This is a genomic window from Mesorhizobium sp. B2-4-17, assembly GCF_006441275.1.
Taxonomy (GTDB): domain Bacteria; phylum Pseudomonadota; class Alphaproteobacteria; order Rhizobiales; family Rhizobiaceae; genus Mesorhizobium.
In genome coordinates, this window is record NZ_VFUX01000011.1 from 12,762 (window position 1) to 39,176 (window position 26,415).

Sequence of the window (26,415 nt, forward strand, 5' to 3'; positions counted from 1 at the left end):
TTCAAACCTATTGCGGCAGCATATCCCTGAGGCGGAGCAGTGCGATGCGCTCGACCTGTTTGCAGGCGGTCTCGAATTCCACGCTGCGGCTGTTGCCGATGCGTGCCTCGAACTCCGCCAGGATTTCCTCCTTGGTCTTGCCCTTCACCGCGATAATGAAGGGGAAGCCGAAGGTGGTGACATAAGCGGCGTTGAGCTTGGAGAACAGCTCGCGTTCCTTGTCGGTCAGCGCGTCGAGGCCGGCCGACGCCTGCTCCCGGGTCGATTCCGCCGTCAGCCGCTTGGCCTTGGCCAATTTGCCGGCAAGGTCGGGATGGGCGTTGAGCACGCCGAGCCGCTCGGTCTCGCTGGCGGCACGGAAGATGCGGCAGAGCGCATTGTGCAGGCCGCCTGATGTATCGTGCGCCGGACCGAGTTCCAGCTCATAGGCCCGCTCCGCGATCCAGGGCGAATGCTCGAACACGCCGCCAAAGGCGTGCACGAATGTTTCAAACTCCATCTTCGATGGTCTGAGTGCCGCCGGCCTGTAGGGATGGTTCTCTTGCCAATGGCGGGCGATGTCGACGCGCCGCGCCAGCCAGACCTTGTCGTGCGATTTCACATAGTCGACGAAACGCTTCAGCGCCGCTACCCGGCCCGGCCGCCCGACGAGGCGGCAGTGCAGGCCGATATTCATCATGCGCGGCCGCCCGGCCTTGCCCTCGGCATAGAGCGTGTCGAAACTGTCCTTCAGATAGGCATAGAACTGGTCGCCTGAATTGAAGCCCTGCGGCGTGGCGAAGCGCATGTCGTTGGCGTCGAGCGTATAGGGGATGATGAGCTGCGTGCCGCCCTCGTGCTCGAACCAGTAGGGCAGCTCGTCGTCATAGGTGTCCGACACATAGTCGAAGCCGCCTTCTTCAGCCACCAGGCGCACCGTGTTGACGGATGTGCGGCCCGTATACCAGCCGGTCGGGCGCTGGCCGGTCACCTCATAATGCAGTTTGATCGCCGCTTCGAGGTCGCGGCGCTCGTCTTCGGCGCTGTGGTCGCGGTAGTCGATCCATCTCAGCCCATGCGAGGCGACTTCCCAGCCGGCTTCCTGCATGGCCGTAACCTGGTCCGGCGAGCGGGCGAGCGCTGTGGCTACGCCATAGCAGGTCACGGGGACCTCGGCCTCGCTAAACAGCCGAAGCAGCCGCCAGAAGCCGGCGCGGGCGCCATATTCGTAGATCGATTCCATGTTCCAGTGGCGCTGGCCGAGCCACGGCGCGGCGCCGACGATCTCCGATAGGAAGGCTTCCGAGGCCTTATCCCCATGCAGAACGCAGTTCTCGCCGCCCTCTTCGTAGTTGACGACGAACTGCACGGCGACATGGGCACCGCCAGGCCATTTCGGATCCGGCGGATTGGCTCCATAGCCGCGCATGTCCCTGGTGTAACGCATCGTCCCTCCCGCCAGCATGGCCCGAAGTATGATCAGGATATCGAAAGGGTGCTTCTCGCATTCCCCCGAAAATTTTTGAAAGTGTTTTTGTCGCACTCCGCTCGACCGGGACTTATGCATCGCCTTTAATTGGCGCACAATTCATCAATATTGTTCTGTTGTACCAGCATGGGAGGCGGCCAGTGGCAGAAACGTCGAAAGCCGATGGCGGTCGTCTGACGACGCACGTCCTGGACACGGCCACCGGCAGGCCGGCGGCGGGATTGTCGATCGCGCTCTACCGTCTCGACGGCGACGCGCGGGCACATCTGAAGACAGTTACCACCAATGCCGATGGCCGCTGCGACGCGCCGCTGCTCGCAGGCAGTGAATTCCGCGCCGGTGAATACGAGCTGGTGTTCGCGGCAGGCGACTACCTGCGCGGCCAGGGCACGAAACTGCCGAAGCCGGCCTTCCTCGATAGCGTGCCGATCCGCTTCGGCATGGCGGAGTCGGTGCATTATCATGTACCGTTGCTGATCTCGCCCTACGGCTATTCCACCTACAGGGGGAGTTGAGGCATGGCCAAGGTCAATATCCGCAACGAGATCCGCTTCATCCTCAATGGCAGCGATGTCGTGCTGTCGTCCGTGTCGCCCGACGCGACCTTGCTCGACTGGCTGCGGCTCGACCGTTCGCTGCGCGGCACCAAGGAAGGCTGCGCCGAGGGCGATTGCGGTGCCTGTACCGTGCTGGTCGGCAAGCTTTCGGCCGATGGCCTGGTCTATGAAAGCGTCAATGCCTGCATCCGCTTCCTTGGCTCGCTCGACGGCACCCATGTCGTCACCGTCGAGCATCTGCGCGGGGAACCTGGCCAGTTGCATCCCGTCCAGCAGGCGATGGTCGATTTCCATGGCTCGCAATGCGGCTTCTGCACCCCGGGCTTCGTCATGTCGCTCTATGGGCTGTGGATGAAGTCGCCGGACCCATCGGATGCGGCGATCGAAAAGGCTTTGCAAGGCAATCTCTGCCGCTGCACCGGCTACGAGGCGATCATGCGTGCCGCGCACGCCATCTCCAGCTACGGCAAGGCGGCGAACGACCCGCTCGCCACGGAGCGTCAGGACATTACCGCACGACTGCAGGCGCTTGATGACCGAGCCCGGATCGAAATCGGGTCGGGCAAGGCGCGGCTAATCGTGCCGGCCGATGTCGACGATCTCGCCACGGTGTTGGATAAGGAACCCGGCGCCACCATCGTCGCCGGTTCGACCGATGTCGGCCTGTGGGTGACCAAGCACATGCGCGACATCTCGCCGGCGATTTTCATCGGCGATCTCGACGGGCTTTGCACCATTTCGGAAGATGACGGCGTCATAACGATTGGCGCCGGCGTCACCTACACCGAAGCCTTCTCGACGCTGTCGAAACGCATCCCGGCGCTCGGGCCGCTGTTCGACCGCATCGGCGGCGAACAGGTGCGCAACATGGGCACTATCGGCGGCAACATCGCCAACGGCTCGCCGATCGGCGATACGCCACCGCCGCTGATCGCGCTTGGCGCGCGGCTGACACTGCGCAAGGGCGACAAGCGGCGCACGATCCCGCTGGAAACCTTCTTCATCGCCTACGGCAAACAGGACAGGCAGCCCGGTGAGTTCGTCGAGGCCGTCGACGTTCCGGTGCCGGCCAAGGGCACAAAGTTCGCTGTCTATAAGATCACGAAGCGCCGCGACGAAGACATCACGGCGGCCCTCGGCGCCTTTTTCCTGACGGTCGCCAAGGACGGCACGGTCGCGGATGTGCGCATTGCCTATGGCGGCATGGCGGCGACGCCGAAGCGAGCGTCGGCCGTCGAACAGGCCTTGCTGAGCAAGCCGTGGACCGAACAGACGGTCGAGGCTGCAATGGCCGAATACGCCAAGGATTTCACGCCGCTGACCGATATGCGGGCAAGCGCCGAATACCGGGCTCTGGCGGCTCGTAATCTTCTCTTGCGGTTCTTTGCCGAGACCAGCGGCACAAGCGAGCCGATCCAGGTTTCAAGGCACGAGGCAGCGTGATGGGCTTGCAGATCAACTCATTCGGCCAAGGGACCGGACGGTCGCGAATAGCGTCCTTCTCTCCGTTCACGGGGAGAAGATGCCGGCAGGCAGATGAGGGGCGGCGCCGTGCTGTGCCAGCTCCCGGAAACTTATCAGCCTTGGCGCGGCCCCTCATCCGGCCCTCCGGGCCACCTTCTCCCCGTGAACGGGGAGAAGGGAAAAGAGGCGCTCGATGAACAAGCACGCTGCCCCCAACCTCAAGGCCGAAAAAATCACCGGCGGCGTCGCCACCGACCAGCGCCATGATTCCGCGCACAAACATGTCAGCGGCACAGCCGTCTATATCGACGACATGCCGGAACCGGCCGGCACGCTGCATGTCGGCCTCGGCCTGTCCACGGTGGCGCACGGCATGCTCGGGAGCATCGACCTGTCGGCGGTGCGGACCGCCGCTGGGGTCGTCGATGTCCTGACCTATGCCGACGTGCCCGGCGAGAACGATGTTTCGCCCAGCAACATGCATGACGATCCGGTGCTGGCCGAAGGCAAGGTGCAGTTCTTTGGCCAGCCGATCTTCGCCGTGATCGGCGAGACGCGCGAGGCCGCGCGCCGCGCGGCGCGCCTGGCCAGAATCGAGTATGAAGAACTGCCTGCCGTGATCGGAATCTGGGATCTCGATCCGGTCAACGACAAGCAGGTGACCACGCCGCTGATCTTGCGCCGCGGCGATGCGGCCGCGGCCATCGCGGCAGCGCCACGCCGCATCAAGAACCGCATGTGGGTCGGCGGCCAGGATCATTTCTACCTCGAAGGCCAGGTGTCGCTGGCAATCCCCGGCGAGGACGATGAAGTGACCGTCTACTGCTCGACCCAGGGGCCGAGCGAGACGCAGCATCTGGTCGCCCACACGCTCGGCGTGCCGAGCCACGCGGTGACGGTGGAAGTGCGCCGCATGGGCGGCGGCTTCGGCGGCAAGGAAACGCAGGCAAACCAGTGTGCCGCGATCGCCGCCATCGCGGCCAAGAAGCTGAAGCGCGCGGTCAAGATCCGCCTCGACCGCGACGAGGACATGACCGCCACCGGCAAGCGGCATGATTTTGCCATCGACTATGAAGTGGGCTTCGACGACGAGGGCAATATTCTCGGCGTCGACTTCACCTACGCCTTGCGCTGCGGCTTCTCGGCCGATCTGTCCGGGCCGGTCGGCGATCGCGCGTTGTTCCACTGCGATAACGCCTATTTCTACCCGAACGTGCTGGCCAAATCGGCGCCGCTTTACACCAATACCGTCTCCAACACCGCCTTTCGCGGTTTCGGCGGCCCGCAAGGCATGGTCGGCGCCGAGCGGGTCATCGACGAGGTGGCCTTCGCGGTCGGCAAGGATCCGCTCGAGATACGCAAGCTGAATTTCTATGACCCGATGGAAGCGATCGGCAGCCGCAATGTCACGCCCTATCACCAGAAGGTCGAGGACTGCATCATCCAGCGCATCGTCGCCGAACTCGAGGAAAGTGCCAGTTACGCGCGGCGCAGGCGCGAAATTTCAGCCCTCAACGCCAACAGCCGTTTCATCAAGCGCGGCCTGGCGCTGACGCCGGTGAAGTTCGGCATTTCCTTTACCAAGACCGAGTCCAACCAGGCCGGCGCGCTGGTGCACGTCTATGCCGATGGTTCGGTGCACATGAACCATGGCGGCACCGAAATGGGCCAGGGCCTGCACCTCAAGGTGGCGCAGGTCGTTGCGGAAGAATTCCAGATCGACCTCGACCGGGTGAAGATCACGGCCACCACCACCGCCAAGGTGCCGAACACCGCGCCGACGGCGGCGTCATCGGGCGCCGACCTCAACGGCATGGCGGCGCAGAATGCAGCGCGCCAGATTCGCCAGCGGTTGACCGATTTCGCCGCTGAAAAGTACCAGGTGCCGATCGATCAGGTGGTGTTCCTGCCCAACCGGGTGCGGGTCGGCAACCAGGAGGTCAGCTTCAACGATCTGGTCAAGCAGGCCTATATTGCGCGCGTCCAGCTTTCGGCCGCCGGCTTCTACAAGACCCCGAAAATCCATTGGGACCGCAGCAAGGGCCAGGGCCATGCCTTCTATTACTACGCCTATGGCGCGGCCTGCGCGGAGGTGTCGGTCGACACGCTGACCGGCGAATATGTCGTCGAGCGCGCCGATATCCTGCACGATTGCGGCCGGTCGCTGAACCAGGCGATCGATATCGGCCAGGTCGAGGGCGGCTTCATCCAGGGCATGGGTTGGTTGACGACGGAAGAGCTGTGGTGGGACGACAAGGGCCGGCTGCGCACGCATGCGCCCTCGACCTACAAGATCCCGCTGGCGTCGGATCGCCCGAAGATTTTCAACGTGGCGCTGACCGACTGGTCGCAAGCCTATGAGCCGACCATCCATCGCTCCAAGGCGGTGGGCGAGCCGCCGCTGCCGCATGGCATGGCGGTCCTGCACGCGCTGTCCGATGCGGTTGCCAGCGTTGCCGACCACAAGATCTGCCCGCGTCTCGATGCGCCGGCAACGCCGGAACGCGTGCTGATGGCGATCGAGCGGCTGAAGAACGAGGTCAAGGCCGGCGACTGAAGGCCGGCAAACGTGCAATCCCAGCCGAAAAACCCTATATTGCCTGTTCGGGAACGTGAACCATGAACTCGAAAGTGCAAAGCCTGAAAGCCTTTCTCGGCAGCACCGGCCGGCTTGCCCTGGTCGAGGTGGCCGGGACAAGAGGCTCGACGCCGCGTGAGAAGGGCGCCTTCATGCTCGTCTCGGCGTCGGCGATCTTTGGCACGATCGGCGGCGGCCAGCTTGAATATATGGCGATCGACAGGGCACGGCAGATGGTTGGGTCTTCACCCTCCCCCTTGTGGGGAGGGTCGGCCGGCAAGGCCGGCCGGGGTGGGGGCGCAGCGTCCGGAGAACCCCCACCCCGGACGACTGCGTCGTCCGACCCTCCCCACAAGGGGGAGGGTGAAGAAACCCGCATCGAGGTCGACGAAGTCTGCGCCACGCTGGATGTGCCGTTGGGGCCAGAAATCGGCCAATGCTGCGGCGGGCGCGTGGAGGTGCTGATCCGGCTGGTCGATGCCGCACTCGCCGCCGAATTGGTGGCGGCCGCCGAAGCCGAGGAGGCGCATCTGCCGCATGTCTATATCTTCGGTGGCGGCCATGTCGGCCAGGCGCTGGCGTCGACGGTAGCGCTTCTTCCCGTCCACGGCGTCGTCATCGAGACACGCGCCGAGGCGCTGGAAGGCATGCCGGAAACCGTCGAGACGCGGCTGACCCCGATGCCCGAGGCCGAGGTGCGCAACGCCCCGGCCGGCACCGCCTTCGCCATCCTCACCCACGATCATGCGCTCGATTTCCTGATCGTCGCCGAAGCGTTGAAACGTGACGACGCGGCCTATGTTGGCATGATCGGCTCGAAGACCAAGAAGGCCACATTCAGGAACTGGTTCCTAAAGTCGGCCGACGGCAGCGAAGCGGAATTTGCCCGCCTCGTCTCGCCGATCGGCGGCGATGCCGTCAAGGACAAGCGCCCGCCGGTGATCGCCGCACTCGCCGCCGCCGAGATCATGACGGCGCTGGTCGTGCACGGGGCGGCCTCAAGTGCCGACCGTCCCCATGACAGGGTGATGGCGAGCTAAGCTTGCGCCGCGGCTAAGCCGGCCGTTTCAAGCCGAGATGTTCACGCAGCGTGCGGCCCTCATAGTCCCTGCGAAACAGCCCGCGCCGTTGCAACTCCGGCACGACCAGCGTGGCAAAGGCGTCGAGTTCGCCAGGGAAGTAAGACGGCATCACGTTGAAGCCGTCGGCCGCACCACCTTCGAACCGTGCCTGCAACTCATCGGCGACCCGCGCCGCCGTGCCGACGATGCGCCAATGGCCGCGTGCGCCGGCGAAGTGGCGGGCAAGCTGGCGGATGGAGAGCCCGTCGCGGCGCGACTGCTCGACAACCAGCGTCTGCCGGCTTTTCATGCCCTCGCTCTCCGGCAGTTGGGGCAGCGGCCCGTTGACCGGATAGCGCCACAGATCTGAAATACTGAGATAGCTGGACAGCAGCGCGACGCCGACATCGTCGGGGATCAGTTCCTGCAATTCCTCATGTTTCTCCCGGGCTTCGGCCTCGGTTTCCGCCACCACGGGTGCTACGCCCGGCATGATCTTGATGTCGTCCGGCTCACGCCCATAGGCCGCCACGCGCCCCTTGAGGTCGTCATAAAAGGCCTTGGCTTCCTCGAAGGTCTGTGCCGCGGTGAACACGACGTCGGCGGTGCGGGCGGCAAGGTCGCGGCCGACATCCGAGGCGCCGGCCTGGACCATGACCGGCGCACCTTGCGGCGAGCGCGGCAGGTCGAGCGGATCGCGCACCGAAAAGCTCTGGCCCTCGTGAGCGGAACCCTTGCCGCTCCAAAGATCGGTAACTACTTCGGCGAATTCGCGCGCCCGCTCATAGCGGTCGGCATGCGGCTTGAGGCCCGTGGCGCCGAAATTGGCGGCTTCGATCGGGCTGGCCGAGGTGACCAGGTTCCAGCCGGCCCGGCCGCCGCTCAGATGGTCGAGCGACAGGAAGATTCGCGCCAGGCCGTAGGGCTCGTTGTAGCTCGTCGACGCCGTCGAAACGAGGCCGATGCGGCTGGTCTGGACGGCGAGCGCCGAAAGCAGGCTGATCGGCTCGAAGCCGATCGACCGCGACGTCTGGCTGGCGATGCTGACATTGGCTTCGCGCAGGCCGGCGGCGTCCTCGCAGAAGATCATGTCGAACTTGGCCGCCTCGGCCGTGCGCGCCAATTGGATATAATGGTCGATGTCGATGCCGGCCGTCACATGCGCCTTGGGGTGGCGCCAGGCGGCGATGTGATGGCCCGTCGCCCACAGGAAGGCGCCGAGCTTCATCTGGCGGGACGCGATCATTGGTCACCTCCGCCGGCAAGCCCAAGATGCGAGCGCAAGGTTGTTCCACGATAGCCCCCTCGAACGAGGCCGCGCCGCCGCAACTCCGGCACGACACGATCGACGAAATCGTCGAGCGCCGGACCCCGCGCCGGCATCAGGATGTTGAACCCGTCGCAACTCCTTGACTGGAACCGTTCCTCCAGCCTGTCGGCGATGGCGTCAGGTCTATCACCGGCGGCGAGCGAGACATTCATCAGCACCCGCACGGCGTCCGGATCGCGCCCGGCGGCCATGATGCGGCGTTTCAGATTGTCAAGGCGTACTTTTGCGCCTTCGGCCGGTCCATCGTCCAGCAGGATGACATCGGCGGTGCGGGCGGCGATATCCATGTCGGGCTCGGACAGGCCGGACAGAACCAGCACCGGCATCTCCTGCGGTGATCGTGCGATGTTGAGCGGTCCGCGCACGGAAAAGAATTCGCCCTTGTGATCGAGCAGGTGAATCTTGTCCGGATCGTGGAAGCGGCCGCCACTCTTGTCGAACAGCAGCGCATTCGCATCCCAGCCCTGCCACAGACCCTGCACGATGCCGACGAATTCCTCCGCACGGCGGCGAAAATCCTCGTCCGAAAATCCTTCGGGCTTGCTGAAGTTGGCGGCCTCGCGCGGGTTTTGTCTCAGCGATGCGTTCCAGCCGACACGGCCGTGGCTGATGATGTCGAGGGACGCGAAACGACGCGCCAGATTGTAGGGCTGGTGGACAACGGTCGAGGCCCCAGCGGCCAGGCCGATCCTGCTGGTTACTGTTGCCAGCGCCGCCACGAGTGTCGTCGCCTCGAACGGGCTACTGGAAACGGCGCTGCCAGGTCCGGAATCGGCGATAATGACCATGTCCAGGCCCGCCTCTTCCGCCTTGCGGGCAAGGCCGGCAACAAGGCCGAAGTCCGGCGTTGGCATGGATGTGAGATCAAGTGAGACGGCGAGATGCATTGTCGTGGTGTTGCCCATCGGCTGCTCGTATCTCATCCAGGTGCGGATTGCCCGGGTCAAACCGCGCAGAGGACGAAGCTAAGTTCGTCCTCTGGCAAGGCAAGCCCGGTGAATGGACCAGCAGGCAGTCACTTGCCGGCCAGCTCTATTTCCCGGCGAGAATATCCTTGATCAGCCGCTGGCAGCGCTCCGCCATGAAGTCGAGCAACAGCCGCACCTTCGGGTCTTGCAGTTTCTTGTGCGGATAGACGGCGGCGAATTGCACCGGCGTCGGTGGCGTGTTGGCGAGGATCACCTTAAGCCGCCGGTCGCGGATGAACGGCTCGACCTCGAAGCGCGGCTTGTTGATGATGCCGCGCCCGGACAATGCCCAGCCGGTCAGCACGTCGCCATCATCGGTATCGTAGGGCCCGTGCACCTCGAATTTCTGCGGCCCGGTGGGGGTCTGCAAGGTCCAGACATATTCGCGGGCACCGGAATAGCGCAGCATCAGGCAGTCATGCTTCCGGCCGATCAGTTCCTGCGGCTCCGCCGGCTCACCGCGCGCCTCCAGATATTTGGGCGCGGCCACCAGCACGCGTTCGCAGTCCATGATGCCGCGCATCCGCAGGCTGGAATCCTCGATGATGCCAAGCCGGAAGGCGACGTCGATGCCTTCCTTCATGATGTCGACATTGTGGTCGGAGAGCCTGAGCCGCACCTCGATATCAGGATATTTGTCGTGGAAATCGGGAATCCCCGAAGCCACCAGCCTGCGCCCGAGGCCGAGCGGCGCCGTCACCTTGATGGTGCCGCGTGGCTGGCCGGAGAGCGCCGAGACGGCGGCCTCCGCCTCGGTGATCGCCTCCAGCACCTGCTTGGCGCCGGCATAAAACACGGTGCCATGCTCGGTCGGCATCAATTGCCGTGTGGTGCGGTTGAACAGCCGCACGCCAAGATGCTTCTCCAGTTCCTTGATGCGGTTGGAGGCGACCGCTGGCGAAATGCGCATGTCGCGCCCCGCCGCCGACAGATTGCCGAGTTCGACGACGCGAACGAAGACGGCGATGTTGTCGAGATAGGCCATGCGGTTCCGGGGCTTTCATGCGGCTGCGTATAGCCAACCTAGTATTTTCCATTTTTTTTTGAAAGTCATCGCACACCTCGCCTCTTTTCGTTTGCGCGCCACACCGTAAAGTCAGCCAATCGGCAGGGACGACTTCAATGATGGATTTCGCGATTTTCTGGGACTGGCTGAGCTTCGCCGTGCGCTGGCTGCACGTCATCACCGCCATCGCATGGATCGGCTCGTCATTCTATTTCGTCGCGCTCGATCTCGGCCTGCGCCAGCGTCCAGGCATGCCTGTCGGCGCCTTCGGCGAAGAATGGCAGGTGCATGGCGGCGGCTTCTACCACATCCAGAAATATCTGGTGGCGCCGGCCGAGATGCCGGAGCACCTGACCTGGTTCAAATGGGAATCCTACGCCACCTGGCTGTCAGGCTTCGCCATGCTGTGCGTGGTCTATTACGCCGGCGCCGACCTGTTCCTGATCGATCCCAATGTGCTGCCCATGTCGGTGCCTACAGGCATCCTGCTGTCGATGGCAACGATCGGCGTCGGCTGGGTGGTCTATGATCTCCTGTGCCGCTCGCCGCTCGGCAAGAGCGACACCGGCCTGATGCTGGTCCTCTATTGCGTGCTGGTGTTCATCGCCTGGGGGCTGACGCACCTGTTCACCGGCCGCGCCGCTTTCCTGCATCTGGGCGCCATCACCGCGACGATCATGTCGGCCAACGTCTTCATGGTCATCATTCCCAACCAGAAGATCGTCGTCGCCGACCTCATCGCCGGCCGCAAGCCAGACCCCAAATATGGCAAGATCGCCAAGCAGCGCTCGCTTCACAACAACTACCTGACACTGCCCGTGCTGTTCCTGATGCTGTCGAACCACTATCCCCTGGCGTTCGGCACGCAGTTCAACTGGGTCATCGCCTCGCTGGTGTTCATCATCGGCGTCTTGATCCGGCACTATTTCAACACCGTGCACAAGCGTGCCGGCAATCCGCACTGGACATGGCTCGGCGCCCTTGTCCTGTTCATGGTCATCATCTGGCTGTCGACCGTGCCGAAGGTGCTGACTGGCGAACCGAAGGCTTCCGCCTCGGCGGAAGTCTATGTCGCCTCCGCGCATTTCCCAGCCGTGCGCGACACCGTGCTCGGCCGTTGCGCGATGTGCCATGCGGCCGAACCCGTCTATGAAGGCATCTACCATGCGCCCAAGGGCGTAATGCTGGACACCGATGCCAACATCGCCGATCACGCCCGCGAGATCTATTTGCAGGCTGGCCGCAGCCACGCCATGCCACCCGCCAATGTCAGCCAGATATCGGACAAGGAACGGGCGCTGCTGGTGGCCTGGTTCGAAGGCGCGGGGAAATAAGCATGACCTCGACACTTCTGCGCGGCCGCACGCTGTCCTTCGTGCGCTGGCCCGAAACCATCGACGATCATTCCGCCTGGCGCTACGAGGAGGATGGCGGCCTGCTGATAAGCGACGGCATGATCGTCGCTGCCGGCGCCTATGCCGATGTCGAGAAGCATGCCGGTGAGGGGACAACAAAGATCGATCACCGGCCGCATCTGCTGCTGCCGGGCTTCATCGATACGCACGTGCATTTCCCGCAGATGCAGATCATCGCTTCCTACGGCGCCGAACTGCTCGACTGGCTGAACACCTACACCTTCCCGGAAGAGACGAAATTCGCCAATGCGCAGCATGGCCGCCGCATCGCGCGGCTGTTCCTTGACGAGATGGTGCGCCACGGCACCACGACAGTGGTGGCTTATTGCTCGGTGCATAAGGCGTCGGCCGAGGCCTTCTTCGCCGAGTCGCATGATCGCAACATGCTCAACATCGCCGGCAAGGTGATGATGGACCGCAACGCGCCCGAGGGCGTGCTCGATACGGCGCAATCAGGCTATGACGACACCAAGGCACTGATCGCGGAATGGCACGGCAAGGGCCGCCAGCACTACGCCATCACCCCACGTTTCGCCATCACCTCCTCGCCGGAGCAGATGGAGATGGCCGGCGCACTCTGCCGCGAGCATCCCGGCCTGCACATGCAGACGCATCTTTCGGAAAATCATGCCGAGATCGCCTTCACGCAACAGCTCTACCCCTGGTCGCGCGACTACACCGACGTCTACGAACATTATGGGCTGCTGGGCAAAAAGAGCCTGTTCGGCCACTGCATCCATCTCGGGGATCGTGAGGCCGATGCGCTTTCGGATAGCGGTTCGGTGGCGGTGTTCTGTCCGACCTCGAACCTGTTCCTCGGCTCCGGCCTGTTCGACTATCAGCGCTACCGCCGTCGCGAGAAACCGTTGCGGATCGCGGCGGCCACCGATGTCGGCGGCGGCACCAATTATTCCATGCTGCGCACCATGGACGAAGGCTACAAGGTGATTGCGCTGAACGGCGAGAAGCTGAACCCGTTCCAGTCCTTCTGGCAGATTACGCGCGGCAATGCCGAGGCGCTGTCGATGGCGGAAAAGATCGGCACGCTGGATGAAGGCACCGACGCCGATATCGTCGTGCTCGATGCCAGGGCAACGCCCGCGATGCGGCTCAGGATGGAAACGGTCGAGACGCTGGCGCAGGAACTGTTTCTGCTGCAGACGCTGGGCGACGATCGCGCCGTGCGCGAAGTCTATGTCGCGGGGCAGCCGGCCAAGAGTGACCTGGCGAATTAGAGGCCTACGGTGCGTTCCTTGCTTGACCCGGCGGCAGCCATCGGTCAAAGCGTGCGGCGAAGTTGACAGGGGAACGACATGGCCGTTGCTGACGACATCGCTCTGATCAAGAGACAGGAAGAGACCCTTGTCTTTGCCGCCTTCGATGAAGCCGTTGCCTTCAAGATCGGCTCGGCCATCCGGGACCGGGCTCTCGCCGAAACCCTGCCCATCATCGTGGATATCAGGCTGTGGGGCCGGCCGCTGTTCTATGCGGCAATGCCCGGTTCCAACGCCTCCAATCCCGACTGGGCGCGGCGCAAGATCAATGTCGTCAAACGGTTCCTGCGAAGCACCTACCGCATGGTGCTGGAACAGCAGCGCCCGGACCGCACCTTCAAGGTCGGTGAGGGGCTCGACATCTCGGACTACGTGCTGGCCGGCGGCGGCTTTCCCGTCACGGTCAAGGGCGCCGGCGTCATTGGCGTGATCGCCGTCTCCGGACTGCCGGAGCGCGAGGATCATGGCGTGGTGGTCGAGGCGCTGTGCAATCACCTGGGCATCGAAGCAAGCGAGCTTGCTCTGTCGCCGGAAACAAATTCGTGACGTTGACGCCGCCCCTCATCCGCCTGCCGGCACCTTCTCCCCGTATAGGGACGGGGAGAAGGGATTTTGTCGCGACGCCAGCGACCCCCTCTCCCCGTTCTTCACGGGGAGAGGGTAAGGGTGAGGGGCGGCGCCAGCCTTGCAAGCATTCGCGAAGCATCGACGGCATCACACCATGACCGTGCTCGACCCCAAACCCTTTCTCACCTCGATCTTCAAGGCGGCCGTTGCCGCCGCCGACCCGGAAAAGACCATCAGGCATCATTTGCCGGCTAGACCCAAGGGCCGAACCATCGTCATCGGCGCGGGGAAAGGCTCGGCGCAGATGGCGGCGGCCTTCGAAAAGGTGTGGGACGGGCCGATCGAAGGGCTGGTCGTCACCCGCTATGGCTATGGCGCCAAATGCGAGCGCATCGAGATCATCGAGGCGGCGCATCCTGTACCGGATGCCGCTGGCCTCGAAGCCTCGCGGCGCTTGCTCGCAAAGGTCCACGGCCTCACGGCGGACGATCTGGTCGTGGCGCTGATTTCCGGCGGCGGCTCGGCATTGCTGCCGTCTCCGGCCGGGGGCTTGACACTGGCCGACGAGATCGCCGTCAACGAGGCGTTGCTCGCTTCCGGCGCACCGATCGCGGCGATGAACACCATCCGCAAGCATGTCTCCACCATCAAGGGTGGCCGGCTGGCCGCAGCCGCGTGGCCGGCCAAGGTGGTGTCGCTGGTTGTCTCCGACATTCCCGGTGACAATCCGGCACTTGTCGCGTCCGGCCCGACCGTGCCGGACATCGGCAGCCGCGAAGATGCGCTGGCGTCGATCTCGGCCTATGGTATGAACCTGCCGGAGGCAGTGATGGCGCACATCAGTTCGCCGGCGGCCGATGCGCCAAATCCCGATGATCAGCGCTTTTCGCGCAATGAGGTGCATCTGATCGCCTCGGCTGGCGTGTCACTGGAAGCAGCTGCGGCGGAAGCCAGGCGCCAAGGCGTCGAAGCCGTCATCCTTTCCGATGCCATTGAGGGCGAGGCACGTGAGGTCGGCGGTGTTCACGCGGCCATCGCTCGCGAAGTGGCGACGCGCGACCGGCCGTTCAAGAAGCCGGTGCTGATCCTGTCGGGCGGCGAAACCACCGTGACATTGCGGGCAAAGGGCAAGGGCGGCCGCAACTCGGAATTCCTGCTCGCCTTCGCCCTCGGTATCAACGGCGTGGAAGGCATCCATGCGCTGGCCGCCGACACGGACGGCATCGATGGCTCGGAAAACAACGCCGGCGCTTTCGCCGACGGCTCAACCGTGTCACGCATGCGCGCGGCCGGCGTCGACGCCAAGGCGATGCTGGCGGGTAACAACGCCTGGACGGCCTTCAATGCCGTCGGCGATCTTTTCGCGCCTGGCCCAACCGGTACGAACGTCAATGATTTGAGGGCGATCCTCGTCCGTTGACGGCAGGGCCTCCGACGTCGTCATCCTAGGGCGAAGTAGGAGCGAAGCTCCGTCGCGAAGACCCTAGGATCCATGCCGTTACCTTAGCCACAAAGTGCGTCGGAGCAGAAATTCTTCACCGTTGCAGCGCGTGAAAGCAACGGCATGGATCCTCGGGTCTGCGCCGCGTCGCTTCGCTCCTTGCTTCGCCCAAGGATGACGAAACGATGAGCTTTCGGCTAATCTCCAAGCTCGCATGATCTCACGTCCCCATCAGCTTCTTCACCTGCTTCATATCCTTCAAAAACCGTTCGCGCTCGGCTTCCTTGTCGGCTGGCTCATGGATGCGCAGGATGAAGGAGGGGTGGATGGTGATGAAGACGCGCAAGCCATCTTCTCGCTCGATCACCTGGCCGCGCATCTTGGTCACCGGGATCGCCTTGCCCAGCAACGACAATGCCGCCGTGGCACCGAGCGCCACGGCGAGGTTAGGCTTGATGAGCGCGAACTCCCTGTCGAGCCACCAGCGGCAGGCCTGGACTTCGCCGGCATTGGGCTTTGAGTGGATGCGCCGCTTGCCGCGCGGTTCGAACTTGAAGTGCTTGACCGCATTGGTGACATAGACCTTCAGGCGGTCGACGCCCGCGTCGTCCAGGATGGCGTCGAACACCTTGCCGGCGGGGCCTACGAAAGGTTTGCCGGTGAGGTCCTCCTGGTCGCCGGGCTGTTCGCCGACGAAAACCACTTTGGCGTTGTCGGGCCCTTCGCCGAACACGGTCTGTGTCGCATCGCGCCACAAGGGACAGCGGCGACAACCCTTCGCGACTTCGCGCAACTCGGTGATGGTGCTCGCACCATCGTCCTCAAGCTCTTCGGCCGGCTGGCGTTTTGGCCAATGCTTTGCCTGCACCTTGGCGTGACGCGGCGCGGGCGTTGTCGACATCCTGGCGATCATAGCTGTAGCGGCCTTGTCCGCTCCTGCGATTAGATCTGGAATGAGCGAAGCCTCTGGAAGGTTCCGCCAATATTTTTTTCGGCATCTCCTTCTGCATGGTCTTCACCTTCGCCGCGCCGGATTGAAGATGTTCTCGAAATGGGTGCGCCACAGCGCCTCGGTATCATCCTGTGCCGGCACGTCACCCTTCGCGGCGCCCGGCCCGATCGCCAGCCATCTCGGATGGTAAGAGCACTCATACGTTCACGGTATGTTCTAATTGGCCGCTACGCTACCTCTTTTGCGGGCAGGCGGCGAAAAGTGAACGCCGCCCCATCGTCAGGTCGTCACACCTCGTGCAGGTAGAGATGATAATCCAGTTCGCTGACCGTGCGTGCCACGCGCAGATATTCGGACTGTTTGATCGCCACGAAGGTTCGGTGCAGATCTTCGCCAAGCGCCCCTTTCAGGAAGCTGGACGCTCTGGCGGCTTCGATGGCCGCCCGCCAGTCGGCCGGCATGGTGGTGCGGGTCACCTCGGCCTCATAGCCATTGCCGGTGGTCTCGGGGCCGGGGTCGAGCGCTTCGTCGAGACCCTTGATGATGCCGGCCAGCACTGTCGCTGCGATCAGATAGGGATTGGCGTCGACGCCCGACGGGCGATGCTCGATGCGCCGGTTCCTGGCGTCGCCCGCTGGCACGCGCAGCGCCACGGAGCGGTTGTTGACCCCCCAGGTGGGCGCCACCGGCGCATAGGATTGCGACACGAAGCGGCGCCAGGAATTGGCGTGCGGCGCAAACACCAGCATCGATTCCGCCATGGTCTGGATCAGGCCGCCGAGACCGCGCAGCAGCGGCAGCGACCAGGTTTCGCCGGGGCTTTCCGAAAAGACGTTCTTGCCGTCCTTGTTCTGCAGCGAGACATGGAAATGCATGCCCGAGCCGGCATATTTCTCGATCGGCTTGGCCATGAAGCAGGCGGTGACGCCATGGCGGCGCGCCTGCGCCCGCACCAGCCGCTTCAGCATGACCAGATCGTCGGCCGCCCGCATCACGTCCTTGCGGTAGTTCAGCGTCAACTCGTACTGGCCTGGCGCATACTCGGAGATCACCGTCTCGGCGGGAATGCCTTGCGCCTTGGCGGCGGCATAGATGTCGGAGAACAGCGGCTCCATGCCGTGCAGATGGTCGACCGAATAGACCTCCGTCTTGCCCGAGACGCGGCCGTCCAGCACCGCGCGTGCCGGCTGCACCTTGCCGTCGGCATCGCGCTCGTTGGCCAGCAGGAAAAATTCCAGTTCGAAGGCGCCCGCGGGATAGAGGCCCTTGCCCGCCAGGATCTCGACTTGCCGTGCGAGCGCCAGGCGCGGGTCCGACGACATCGGTTGGCCGTCGAGGTGATACATCGCCATCAGCACCTGGCCGCGCGGCGGATTGGTGCCATAAAGCGGCACCAGCGTGCCGGGAATTGGCCATGCCCTGAGGTCGCCGTCGCCGGTAGTCCAGATCAGCCCGGTTTCGTGCACATCCTCGCCGGTGATGTCGAGGCCGAGGATCGAGATCGGCATGTGCCGGCCGCCCTCGAAGATGCTTTTCAGCTCGTGCCGGCGCACGATCTTGCCACGGCCGACACCATTGGCGTCGGTCAGCACGATATCGAAGGCCTCGATCTCGGGATGGGCATCGAGAAAGGCTTGCGCCTCGGTGGGCGAGGAGCCCGAAGGTGAAATCATGATGGCACTCGGGTTTGGCTGGGCCGCTTGTCTCATGCCGCAAGCTTTGCCGCAACCGCACCGAAGGCGGCGATCAGCCGGTCCACCTGCGCGGCGCGGGTTGCCGGCGAGATCAGCATCATGTTGTGGAACGGCGCGATCAGCACGCCGCGATTGACCAGCGCGACATGGATGGCGGCCTCCAGTTCCGGCGCATGCGCGGTCTCCGCCTCGGCGCCGTTGCGCAACGGGCCGGGCGCGCAGATGAATTCGACGCGGGCGCCGACACGGGCGACATGCGATGGCAGGCCATAGCGGTCGATCGCTCCGGTCAGCCCGGCATCCAGACGCCGCGCGAGATGGTCCATGCGGTCATAATTCTCCTGCGTCATCACTTCTTCCAGCGTGGCGCGCATCGTGGCGAACTGCAGCGGATTGGCCGACAGCGTCGTGCCCATGCCGGAATAGCCGGGCTCTTTTGTCCTGTTGTAATCGGCATAGCGCGAGGCGACCTCGTCGCTCATGCCCCAGACGCTTGCCGGGACACCGCCGGCGATCGGCTTGCCCAGCACGAAGAGATCCGGATCGAGCCCATATTTCCTTGTGTAGCCGCCGGGCCCGGTCGAGATCGTGTGGGTCTCGTCGATCAGGAGCAGCGTGCCGGCTGCGCGGGTCAGTTTGCGCAGCGCGTCATGAAAGCCCGAATCGGCCAGCACCATGCAGGAATTGGTCAGCACCGGCTCGGCGATGACGCAGGCTACATCCCTGTCCTCGAGCGCGGCTTCCAGCGCGGCAACGTCGTTGAACTCGATGACCTTGGCCGTGCGGGTCAGGTCGCGGAATTCGCCCGCCAGCCCAGGCCGGTTGACCGGCTTGCGGTCGATCAGCCGCACCATCGTCTCGTCGACCGAGCCGTGGTAGCAGCCGTTGAAGACCAGGATCTTCTCGCGGCCGGTGACGGCGCGGGCGATGCGGAGCGCAAAGCGGTTGGCGTCGGTCGCCGTGGTCGCGATCTGCCAGAACGGCAGCCCGAAATGCCGCTGCAGCAGCGGCCCGATGGCGAGCGCGTCCTCTGAAGGCAGCATATAGGTCAGGCCGCGACCGGCCTGACGGCGGATGGCGCGCGCCACCGGCGGCGGCGAATGGCCGAACATCGAACCGGTGTCGCCAAGGCAGAAATCGTCCAGCCTGTTGCCGTCGATATCAGTGATCGTGGCGCCCCTGGCGCTGTCGACCAGGATCGGAAACGGCGTCGGCCAGTCGTTCATCCAATGCATCGGCACGCCGCCGAAGAAGCCCGGCAGGCCGTTTCCAACCTTGGCCTGCGACTTCGGCCGCGCCTCGCGGAACGCCGCCCCTTCCGTCTCACGCAGTTCGGCGATGCGGTCACGGCTGATGCCGCCGATGGGCGTCCTGGAACTGTCGCTGCTGTGCATGAAACCCCCTCTGATAGGTTCCTCTTAGACAATCAACCTCCGCGACCGCAATTGGCCGCGCGTCTGTTCTGCATTGGCTCAGCAGTAGGGCAGTAGGGCAGTAGGGCAGTAGGGCAGTAGGGCAGTAGGGAGGCAGTTTCCCGGCCTGTTCTCAGGTCCGGAACATACTACCTGCTGCCTATTCGCTCAGGCCGTGATGTCGATGACGCCACAGTCGCCGGCCGTACTGCCGAAAACGACCCGGCGTTCTTCCTTGTCCCACATCATGGAGGTGATGGCGCCCTTGCCCGGCCGCCGCAGCAGCACTTCCTTGGCGTCGGCGAAGCGCACCGCCATGACCATGCCGTCATCGTAGCCGATGGCCGCGACGTCCTGGCTCGGATGGCAGGCGACCGAGGTCACCATGGCGTTGCCGCGCGTGCCGAGCTCCAGCGGCGCCTTGCCCATCGGCCCGTCCTTGCCGGAAAACGGCCAGACGATCGCCGCCGGCGCACCGGAACTCGCCAGCCATTTGCCCTTCACGCTCCATGAAAGGCTTTTGACCTTGCCGGGATAGCCGCTCATGCGCATGTGCTTGCCGTCGGCCAGCTTCCAGCCATGCAAGGCGTTTTCCTGCATGGTCGTAACCAGAAAGGCGCCGTCGGGCGAGAAGGTGATGCCGGTATGGGCGCCGGCCCATTCAAGCTCGACCGGCTTGCCCTCGACGGCCGGGAAATGCAGCGTCGCACCATTGTAGCGGGCGACACCGAAGCGCATGCCTTTGGGCGAGAACGCCAGCCCCTCGACGGAACGCGGATGGGCGAACTCCCTGGTCTTGCCGTCGGCAAAGCGCACGAAGGCGGTCTTGCCCGAGGCATAGGCGATGGTGCCTTGCGGCCCGGCGGCGACGCTGGTGATCCACTTCTTGCCGGCGCTCGCCAATTCGGTCACTTCGCCGCCGGCCTTCACGGCGAACGCCTTGCCGTCCTCGCCGCCGGTGATCAGCCGGTCATTGGCCGCGTCATGGAAGGCGCTGAGCAATCCGTCATTGGCCTGGACGGTCTTGTGGCCATTGTCGAGCCGATGAATGGCGCCATCGGCCAGCGCAAAATGCGGCACATCGCCAAGAAAGACGGCGGCGACGCAATGGCCTTCGAGATCAAGCGGGGCGACGGTTGGCATGATTATCTTTGTTCAACGGGATGAGATTACACAGGCGGCTTACTCGACGTTTGCGGTTCGGGCAACCAGGAGGATCGCCATGGGGTCATCAAAGCAATCCCTTGGCGCGCAGGTCGGACGCGAACGTTGCCAAGGGCATCACCAAGGTCAATTCCCGCCCTTGCACGCGCTCGGCTCCATAGCTGGCGTACCACCTCGCGGCTCGCTCGCTCTTGGCATCAATGATGAGCAGGATGCCGCCACCCTCGCCGGCGAGCCGCAGGCAGCGCAACGCGGCGGCGGCAAGCAGTTGACCTCCAAGCCCATGCCCGGCAACGGTGCGGTCGGTTGCAAGCCGGGCAAGCTTGAAACCGGAAACCTCGTGTCTCGCAAGGCCCTTCGTCATTGTTTCGGGCACGGTTTCATGAGCTACGGCAGACGGCGCGATGGTATAGAAACCGAGGATACGCTCCGAAGCTGTGTCATCGATCGCACAGAAGGTCTTGGCTGCATTCTGGTCGTGGCTCTGTCGCGCGAACCTTCGCAGGAAGTCGTTCATTTGCCTGTCGCCGCAATCGAAAGACGCCCGATCGTGTCCTTTCGCGATCGGTTCCTCGTGCCAAGGCGGAAGCGTCACAGTGTATCCGGCAAGGTGGCGATCGCGGCCCGGAGCTTGGCGTTGGGTTTTGGCGGGTGTTCCAACAGGTTAAGGATGCGCGTGAAATCGCGGCCGGATACCGTCGTCACCTCGGCGGCTTCGATCACGGCCTGCGCTTCGGGCACGATCTTGTCGAGGATGAAATCGGTCATGTCCTTGTGCGACAGTGCTGCGGCGCGGGCGATCATCGCCTTTTGCGCTGGAGGAATGCGGATTTGGAAGCGCTCGCTTTTGTTGTCGGCTGATCTAGGCATAGATATCTTCCCAGTGTCGATGTACACATACTATGTGTACATCGTGAGATATTCAACCCGCTAAGGCGCCGTGAGGTCAGGTCTACGCCTGGCAGGCGTCAAAGCTCTTCTTCAGCCGCTCGGCGTCGAGCTCGCGGCCTATGAACACCAGCCGGCTCTCATGCTTTTCGCCGTCCTTCCAGGCGCGTTGGTGATCGCCCTCGATGATCATGTGCACGCCCTGCAGGACATAGCGCTCGTCATCGCCCTTGAGCGCGATGATGCCTTTCAGGCGCAGGATGTTCGGACCCTCCATCTGGGTGATCTTCTCGATCCAGGGGAAGAATTTCTTCGGGTCCATCTCGCCGCCGCGCAGCGACACCGACTTCACCGTCACGTCGTGGATATCGGAAGGATGCGAATGGTCATGATCATGATGATGATGGTGGTGGTCATGCCCTTCGTGATCATGGTCGTGGTCGTGATGATCGTGGTCATGATGGTCGTGATCGTCGCGCGCTTCGAGGAAATGCGGGTCGTTTTCCAGCGCCCTGGACAAGTCGAACGCGCCGCGGTCGAGAACTTCCGACAGAGCAACGCCGGCGCGCGTCGTGCGATGGATCCTTGCCGCCGGATTGATGGCGCGGATCGTCGCCTCGACCTTGGCGAGTTCTTCGGGGGTGACGAGGTCGGTCTTGTTGAGCACGACGACGTCGGCGAAGGCGATCTGGTCCTCGGCTTCCTTGGAATCCTTGAGCCTGAGCGGCAGATGCTTGGCGTCGACCAGCGCCACGACGGCGTCCAGCTTGGTCTTGGAGCGCACGTCATCGTCCATGAAGAAGGTCTGCGCCACTGGCACCGGATCGGCGAGGCCGGTGGTCTCGACCACGATGGCGTCGAAGCGGCCGGGCCGGCGCATCAGGCCTTCGACGACGCGGATCAGGTCGCCGCGCACCGTGCAGCAGGCGCAGCCATTGTTCATCTCGTAAATCTCCTCGTCGGATTCCACGATCAGGTCGTTGTCGATGCCGATCTCGCCGAATTCATTGACGATGACCGCGTAACGTCTGCCGTGGTTTTCCGACAAGATGCGGTTGAGCAGCGTCGTCTTGCCGGCGCCGAGATAGCCGGTGAGAACGGTTACGGGAATCTGCGTCTGTGCGTCGCTCATAGCTTGCCTCGAATGACTGGGCCTGGAAATCCAGGCCGAATAAAGGGATTGTCGGTTCCATATAGGAGGTGTGCCGGGCTTTTGCACGGGGCAAACCAATGGGCCAAGCGGCCGGCCGGGATTGTCCTGTGGTGATGGTGGCGGAAAGTGTCGCCGTTTCTGTGATTGGAAGGCAAAGAAGGCATCTTGCCAGGAGTCGCCGATCGTCGCAGCGGCCGTCGTCGTCATCGTCGCGGATCCGAGGCTCGGGAAACTCGTTTGTCATCTAACTGAAATAAACATCTGGCATTAGCCACGGCGGACACCACAATGCTTGCCGGCAAAGCTGTTGGGGCGCCGGAATCTTTTTTTCGATCGTCGATTGCCAACCGGCCGGCTGCGTCTATGCTACGCGCACCGGTACGGCCGAAGAGGGATGACCATGGCCAAGGCGGACAAGACTGCAACAATGAGCCGGCTGCATTCGGCGGCAAGGCTGGCAAGAACGGCACTTGCGGCGCGGCTTTTGGCGCATGGCTTCTATGCCGGCCAGGATCAGATCATGCTGGCGCTTGATCGCGAGGACGGCCAGACGCCGGGCAACCTCGCCGGTCGCCTCGGCGTGCGCCCGCCCACCATCACCAAGACCATCAACCGGCTGCAGGCCCAGGGCTTTCTGGAAAAGCGCGCCTCCGAGTCCGATGCTCGTCAGGCGCATATCTTCCTCACCGATACCGGCCGCGAAACCATTCGCGCCATCGAGAAGTCGGTGAAGAAGACCGAAAAGCAGGCGCTGAAGGGCCTCGACAAGAAGGACCAGAAGTCGCTGTTCAAGCTGCTTGCCCGCATCGAGGCCAATCTCTCCAACGCGGAATTGGTCTTGATCGACGACGACGCCGAGTCGGACGACTGATCGCCTGATTGCAACGGTCAGGCAGCTGCCGGACCTTCCCGGATCAGCGAGGACCAGCGCCCCGGCGTCATGCCGAACGCCTTCTTGAATTGCCTGTTGAAGTGGCTCTGGTCGGTGAAGCCCGCTTCGACCGCGATCTGCGCCAGGGGCTCGCCGGCGGCGATCATCCGCCGCGCGCGCTGAAGCCGGCGCATCACCAGGAAACGATGCGGGCTGGTCGAGAAGGCGGCGCGGAAATGCCTCGACAAGGCATAGCGGTCGAGCCCGGTGACCGCTTCCAGTTCGCCGGAGGTCACGGGGCGAGTGGCGTTCTCCGTGAGATAGTCGCGCGCCAGCGCTGCCGCCCGCCACGCCGTTCTGGCCATCGGCTTAGCCGGCTGGCCGGCATGGCGCGACAGGCTCCGCATCAACTGGCTGAGGAAGTCGGCAACGAACAACTCGTCGAGTTCCTGCCGCAACGGCCCCAGTGCTGAAAGCAGCGTCGCGCAGAAGGCATCGTCCCTCACCACGGCATCCCTGACGAAGGGCAGGGATAGCCCGCCAAGGCAATCGAGCATCAGCGACGGTTCTAGATAGAGCATCCTGTAGCGCAACCCGTCCTCGGTGCCGGCGCCGCCATCATGCAATTCGTCGGGATGCAGCACGATGATCTGGCCGGGCAGGCTTAGCCGCACCGCACCGCGATAGCGAAAGGTCTGCACACCCTGCAGCGTCACCCCGATCGCGTAAGTATTGTGACGGTGCGGATCGAAGGCGCTGCCGTGAAACCGCGCCTCGATCCGCTCCATGCCGACAGGGTCGGGAGCGGAGATGATGCAGTTTTCGGCCGCGCCAGCGCACAAACGTCCAAGACCCTCGAAGGCCTGGCGGTCTAGTTCGAACGACATCGTCTCCTTCAGCCTCGCAATCGGGGCCTAATTCTCGAATGGTCCATTTTCTCATGTTCGATACGAAATTTGCAATCGTCCTGCGGGAAGACTTGCCGGTCTGGCAGAAACTCAACGTCACCGCCTTCCTGACCAGCGGCGTCGTCGCGCAGTTTCCAGACATCATCGGCGAGCCCTATCGCGACCGCGCCGGCAATCTGTACAACCCGCTGTCGATCCAGCCGGTCATCATGCTGTCGGCCGATCAGGCGACGCTGGCCACGATTCACCGGCGCGCGCTGGAGCGCGGCGTGACCACCTCGCTCTATGTCGAGGAGATGTTCTCGACCGGCTTCGACGCTGCCAACCGCGCCGTCTTCGCCGAATTCGCGCCCGAGGACGCCAAGGTGGTGGGCATCGCATTGCGCGCCGAGAAGAAGGTCGTCGACAAGATCACCAAGGGCGCCCGTATGCACGCATAGAGGCAAAAGATTGCTTAGGCCGCACTGGGCTGTGGACTCTTAAAGCGAAGCGACAATCTGACGACCGACAAACTCCACGAACATTTCAATATTGCCGCCAAGGCGGTAGTGAATGCCGATTGTAAGCAACTCCCAGCGCACAAGTGCTGGCGCCGAATGTCGCAATTGAGCGCCAGCTCGGCGTATCTCATGGCGACTCTCTCAATACGCCAGGTGCAAATTACTGGTCAGGTCAGTGGGCTTAAGGAGGATTTGCATGCGGGGGGCGCTATTGCTTTTGAAGTCGATGGTCCGGCGCAAGCATGCGTGGTTTGTCATTGTGAAAGTTGTCGGCGGCAATGTTCCGCGCCGATGACCACCTACATTGGCGTCTTGGATGGTCACTGGCGATGGTTGGGCAAGCCGCCGAAAATGTTCAACTCTTCTCCCCGTGTAGAAAGAACATTTTGCGGTCACTGTGGCTCGGCGCTGTCCTTCCGTTCAACGAACATGTCTGGTGTCATGCATTTTTTTGCCGCAGCGATGGAGGAGCCGGAAAAATTTGCACCCACGCTGCATGTCGCCTTTGAGGAGAAGCTCCCTTGGTTGAAACTCGCCGACGGCCTGCCGACACGGTTTGGGCCTGACTACACGAAAAGCTAGATCTTAAGTGATGGACAACCACAGGCAGGACGAGGGCTAAGCCTGCACAGGCGTATCGTTGTGCCAGACGCTTTTGGCTTGCCGGCAAGCGATAATTGCCGCAAAGGTGGATTCCAGCCCCAGCTTCCCCCGGCCTGCAAGTGAGTGCTCCCCAAAGATATGTCGAAAGCGCGACGCCGCCCGTGGCGATCCTGTGCATGCTTGCGACCTACGTCTTCTTCACCTTCCTCGACACCAGCAGCAAATATCTCGTCCTGGCCGGTGTTTCCGCGCTGATCGTCGCCTGGGTGCGCTTTGCCGTGCATGTGGTGCTTGTCGGCGCGCTGCTGCGCGGCTGGCGCGAGCCGGTGCGGTTTCGCCCGGTCAATCTGCCGGCGCATGTGCTGCGCGGTGTGTTCCTGTTCGGCTCGACCATGTGCAACATCCTGGCCCTGCGCTCCCTGCAACTGGCCGAGACGACGTCGATCTATTTCTTCGGGCCGATGGTGATCACCGCACTTGCCGGTCCGCTGCTCGGCGAATGGGCCGGCTGGCGGCGCTGGCTGGCCATTCTGGCGGCCTTCGCCGGGGTTCTGATCATCACCCGGCCCGGTGTCGGCGTTTTCGGCATCGGGCATCTCTTCGCGCTCGGCTCGATGCTGTCCAACAGCTTCTACGTCATCATGACGCGCCGCATGTCGGCCACCGAAACGCCGGAAAGCCTGATCCTGTTCTCGGCGCTGGCCCCGGCGGTGCTGCTTTTGCCGATGCTGCCGTTTTCATTCTCGCTGCCGCATGATGGCTGGCACTGGTTCGTGCTGCTCATGCTCGGCGTTTTCGGCGGCGTCGGGCACTGGCTGCTGGTCCAGGCCTATCGGCTGGCGACGACCACGGCACTGGCGCCCTATCCCTATTCGCAGATGGTATGGATGATCCTCTCCGGCTGGATCGTCTTTAGCCAATTCCCCGACCGCTGGACACTGGTCGGCGCCGCCATCATCGTCGCCAGCGGCCTCTACATCGTCCACCGCGAGCACCGGCTCCGGCTGCAGAGCCGAGCGGTCTCCGATGTCGAAGCCGAAGCGCTGGCAAAAAAACTTTGATTTGCCCCCAATCGATGGCATAAGGCCGCCTTTAAACTGTTTAATGCATGTTACCCAAAAGTGGGAACCGGTTCCGGGAC

At 63.5% G+C, this 26,415-nt stretch carries 24 protein-coding genes; 12 read left to right on the top strand and 12 right to left on the bottom strand.

Annotation, left to right across the window (positions count from 1 at the left end; all coding sequences use genetic code 11):
* Positions 1-7 precede the first annotated feature (7 nt).
* Positions 8-1,426 (bottom strand): allantoinase PuuE, encoded by a 1,419-nt coding sequence (puuE, locus tag FJ548_RS10605; RefSeq protein ID WP_140777842.1) that lies wholly within the window; start codon positions 1,424-1,426, stop codon positions 8-10.
* A 182-nt stretch (positions 1,427-1,608) separates the two neighbouring features.
* Here puuE and uraH point away from each other — a divergent pair, with 182 nt between their 5' ends.
* From uraH to xdhC, 4 genes are all read left to right on the top strand, one after another.
* On the top strand, positions 1,609-1,983 hold the full coding sequence (gene uraH / locus FJ548_RS10610) for a hydroxyisourate hydrolase (RefSeq protein ID WP_140690797.1): 375 nt from the start codon (positions 1,609-1,611) through the stop codon (positions 1,981-1,983).
* A 3-nt stretch (positions 1,984-1,986) separates the two neighbouring features.
* Positions 1,987-3,468, top strand: coding sequence for a xanthine dehydrogenase small subunit (gene xdhA / locus FJ548_RS10615; protein WP_140777843.1), 1,482 nt, complete (start codon positions 1,987-1,989; stop codon positions 3,466-3,468).
* 214 nt (positions 3,469-3,682) lie between these two features.
* Positions 3,683-6,046 carry a xanthine dehydrogenase molybdopterin binding subunit gene (gene xdhB, locus FJ548_RS10625; protein WP_140690793.1) on the top strand — a complete coding sequence of 788 codons (2,364 nt, stop codon included), beginning with the start codon at positions 3,683-3,685 and terminating at the stop codon, positions 6,044-6,046.
* 62 nt (positions 6,047-6,108) lie between these two features.
* The gene (xdhC, locus tag FJ548_RS10630) at positions 6,109-7,107 is read left to right on the top strand and encodes a xanthine dehydrogenase accessory protein XdhC (protein ID WP_140606727.1); all 999 of its coding nucleotides are present in this window, start codon (positions 6,109-6,111) and stop codon (positions 7,105-7,107) included.
* 13 nt (positions 7,108-7,120) lie between these two features.
* Here the strand turns inward: xdhC and FJ548_RS10635 are convergent, their stop codons facing one another.
* From FJ548_RS10635 to FJ548_RS10645, 3 genes are all read right to left on the bottom strand, one after another.
* A complete protein-coding gene (locus tag FJ548_RS10635) occupies positions 7,121-8,374 on the bottom strand; it encodes an LLM class flavin-dependent oxidoreductase (RefSeq protein ID WP_181168759.1) in 1,254 nt (417 codons plus the stop codon).
* Positions 8,371-9,363 (bottom strand): LLM class flavin-dependent oxidoreductase, encoded by a 993-nt coding sequence (locus tag FJ548_RS10640; protein WP_140606728.1) that lies wholly within the window; start codon positions 9,361-9,363, stop codon positions 8,371-8,373. Before FJ548_RS10640 ends, FJ548_RS10635 begins: the two co-directional genes overlap by 4 nt.
* 127 nt (positions 9,364-9,490) lie before the next feature.
* The gene (locus FJ548_RS10645) at positions 9,491-10,411 is read right to left on the bottom strand and encodes a LysR family transcriptional regulator (protein ID WP_140606729.1); all 921 of its coding nucleotides are present in this window, start codon (positions 10,409-10,411) and stop codon (positions 9,491-9,493) included.
* Between the two features lie 137 nt (positions 10,412-10,548).
* On the opposite strand from FJ548_RS10645, the gene FJ548_RS10650 reads away from it, so the two are divergent.
* The 4 genes from FJ548_RS10650 to FJ548_RS10665 all read left to right on the top strand — a co-directional run bounded on the left by FJ548_RS10650 (position 10,549) and on the right by FJ548_RS10665 (position 15,108).
* Complete coding sequence (locus tag FJ548_RS10650; RefSeq protein WP_140606730.1) at positions 10,549-11,766, top strand: urate hydroxylase PuuD; 1,218 nt, start codon at positions 10,549-10,551, stop codon at positions 11,764-11,766.
* Positions 11,767-11,768: 2 nt separating this feature from the next.
* Complete coding sequence (gene guaD, locus FJ548_RS10655) at positions 11,769-13,082, top strand: guanine deaminase (RefSeq protein ID WP_140606731.1); 1,314 nt, start codon at positions 11,769-11,771, stop codon at positions 13,080-13,082.
* Between the two features lie 78 nt (positions 13,083-13,160).
* Positions 13,161-13,667, top strand: coding sequence for a heme-degrading domain-containing protein (locus FJ548_RS10660; RefSeq protein ID WP_140606732.1), 507 nt, complete (start codon positions 13,161-13,163; stop codon positions 13,665-13,667).
* A gap of 175 nt (positions 13,668-13,842) precedes the next feature.
* Positions 13,843-15,108 (top strand): glycerate kinase, encoded by a 1,266-nt coding sequence (locus tag FJ548_RS10665; RefSeq protein ID WP_140606733.1) that lies wholly within the window; start codon positions 13,843-13,845, stop codon positions 15,106-15,108.
* Between the two features lie 241 nt (positions 15,109-15,349).
* Here the strand turns inward: FJ548_RS10665 and FJ548_RS10670 are convergent, their stop codons facing one another.
* From FJ548_RS10670 to FJ548_RS10700, 7 genes are all read right to left on the bottom strand, one after another.
* Complete coding sequence (locus FJ548_RS10670) at positions 15,350-16,084, bottom strand: UdgX family uracil-DNA binding protein (RefSeq protein ID WP_281407066.1); 735 nt, start codon at positions 16,082-16,084, stop codon at positions 15,350-15,352.
* Positions 16,085-16,368: 284 nt separating this feature from the next.
* Complete coding sequence (locus FJ548_RS10675) at positions 16,369-17,754, bottom strand: glutamine synthetase family protein (RefSeq protein WP_181168760.1); 1,386 nt, start codon at positions 17,752-17,754, stop codon at positions 16,369-16,371.
* Positions 17,755-17,786: 32 nt separating this feature from the next.
* On the bottom strand, positions 17,787-19,169 hold the full coding sequence (locus FJ548_RS10680; protein WP_140777846.1) for an aspartate aminotransferase family protein: 1,383 nt from the start codon (positions 19,167-19,169) through the stop codon (positions 17,787-17,789).
* 186 nt (positions 19,170-19,355) lie between these two features.
* Positions 19,356-20,330: a WD40 repeat domain-containing protein gene (locus tag FJ548_RS10685; protein ID WP_140777847.1), complete on the bottom strand. Its 975-nt coding sequence runs from the start codon at positions 20,328-20,330 to the stop codon at positions 19,356-19,358.
* A gap of 88 nt (positions 20,331-20,418) precedes the next feature.
* Positions 20,419-20,946 carry a GNAT family N-acetyltransferase gene (locus tag FJ548_RS10690; RefSeq protein WP_140777848.1) on the bottom strand — a complete coding sequence of 176 codons (528 nt, stop codon included), beginning with the start codon at positions 20,944-20,946 and terminating at the stop codon, positions 20,419-20,421.
* Positions 20,943-21,221, bottom strand: a complete 279-nt coding sequence (locus FJ548_RS10695) for a DUF1778 domain-containing protein (protein ID WP_140606738.1) — start codon at positions 21,219-21,221, stop codon at positions 20,943-20,945. The genes FJ548_RS10690 and FJ548_RS10695 overlap by 4 nt, the downstream gene beginning before the upstream one ends.
* Before the next feature lie 82 nt (positions 21,222-21,303).
* Complete coding sequence (locus FJ548_RS10700; RefSeq protein ID WP_140777849.1) at positions 21,304-22,371, bottom strand: GTP-binding protein; 1,068 nt, start codon at positions 22,369-22,371, stop codon at positions 21,304-21,306.
* Between the two features lie 421 nt (positions 22,372-22,792).
* Here FJ548_RS10700 and FJ548_RS10705 point away from each other — a divergent pair, with 421 nt between their 5' ends.
* Entirely contained in the window at positions 22,793-23,263 is a 471-nt protein-coding gene (locus tag FJ548_RS10705) for a MarR family winged helix-turn-helix transcriptional regulator (protein ID WP_140744370.1), read from the top strand.
* Positions 23,264-23,280: 17 nt separating this feature from the next.
* On the opposite strand, the gene FJ548_RS10710 is transcribed toward FJ548_RS10705, so the two are convergent.
* A complete protein-coding gene (locus FJ548_RS10710) occupies positions 23,281-24,150 on the bottom strand; it encodes an AraC family transcriptional regulator (protein ID WP_140777850.1) in 870 nt (289 codons plus the stop codon).
* A gap of 53 nt (positions 24,151-24,203) precedes the next feature.
* Here FJ548_RS10710 and FJ548_RS10715 point away from each other — a divergent pair, with 53 nt between their 5' ends.
* The 3 genes from FJ548_RS10715 to FJ548_RS10725 all read left to right on the top strand — a co-directional run bounded on the left by FJ548_RS10715 (position 24,204) and on the right by FJ548_RS10725 (position 26,335).
* A complete protein-coding gene (locus FJ548_RS10715; protein ID WP_140777851.1) occupies positions 24,204-24,611 on the top strand; it encodes a DUF2000 family protein in 408 nt (135 codons plus the stop codon).
* A 189-nt stretch (positions 24,612-24,800) separates the two neighbouring features.
* On the top strand, positions 24,801-25,253 hold the full coding sequence (locus FJ548_RS10720) for a GFA family protein (RefSeq protein ID WP_246678618.1): 453 nt from the start codon (positions 24,801-24,803) through the stop codon (positions 25,251-25,253).
* 197 nt (positions 25,254-25,450) lie between these two features.
* Positions 25,451-26,335 (top strand): DMT family transporter, encoded by an 885-nt coding sequence (locus FJ548_RS10725; RefSeq protein ID WP_181168761.1) that lies wholly within the window; start codon positions 25,451-25,453, stop codon positions 26,333-26,335.
* Positions 26,336-26,415 lie beyond the last annotated feature (80 nt).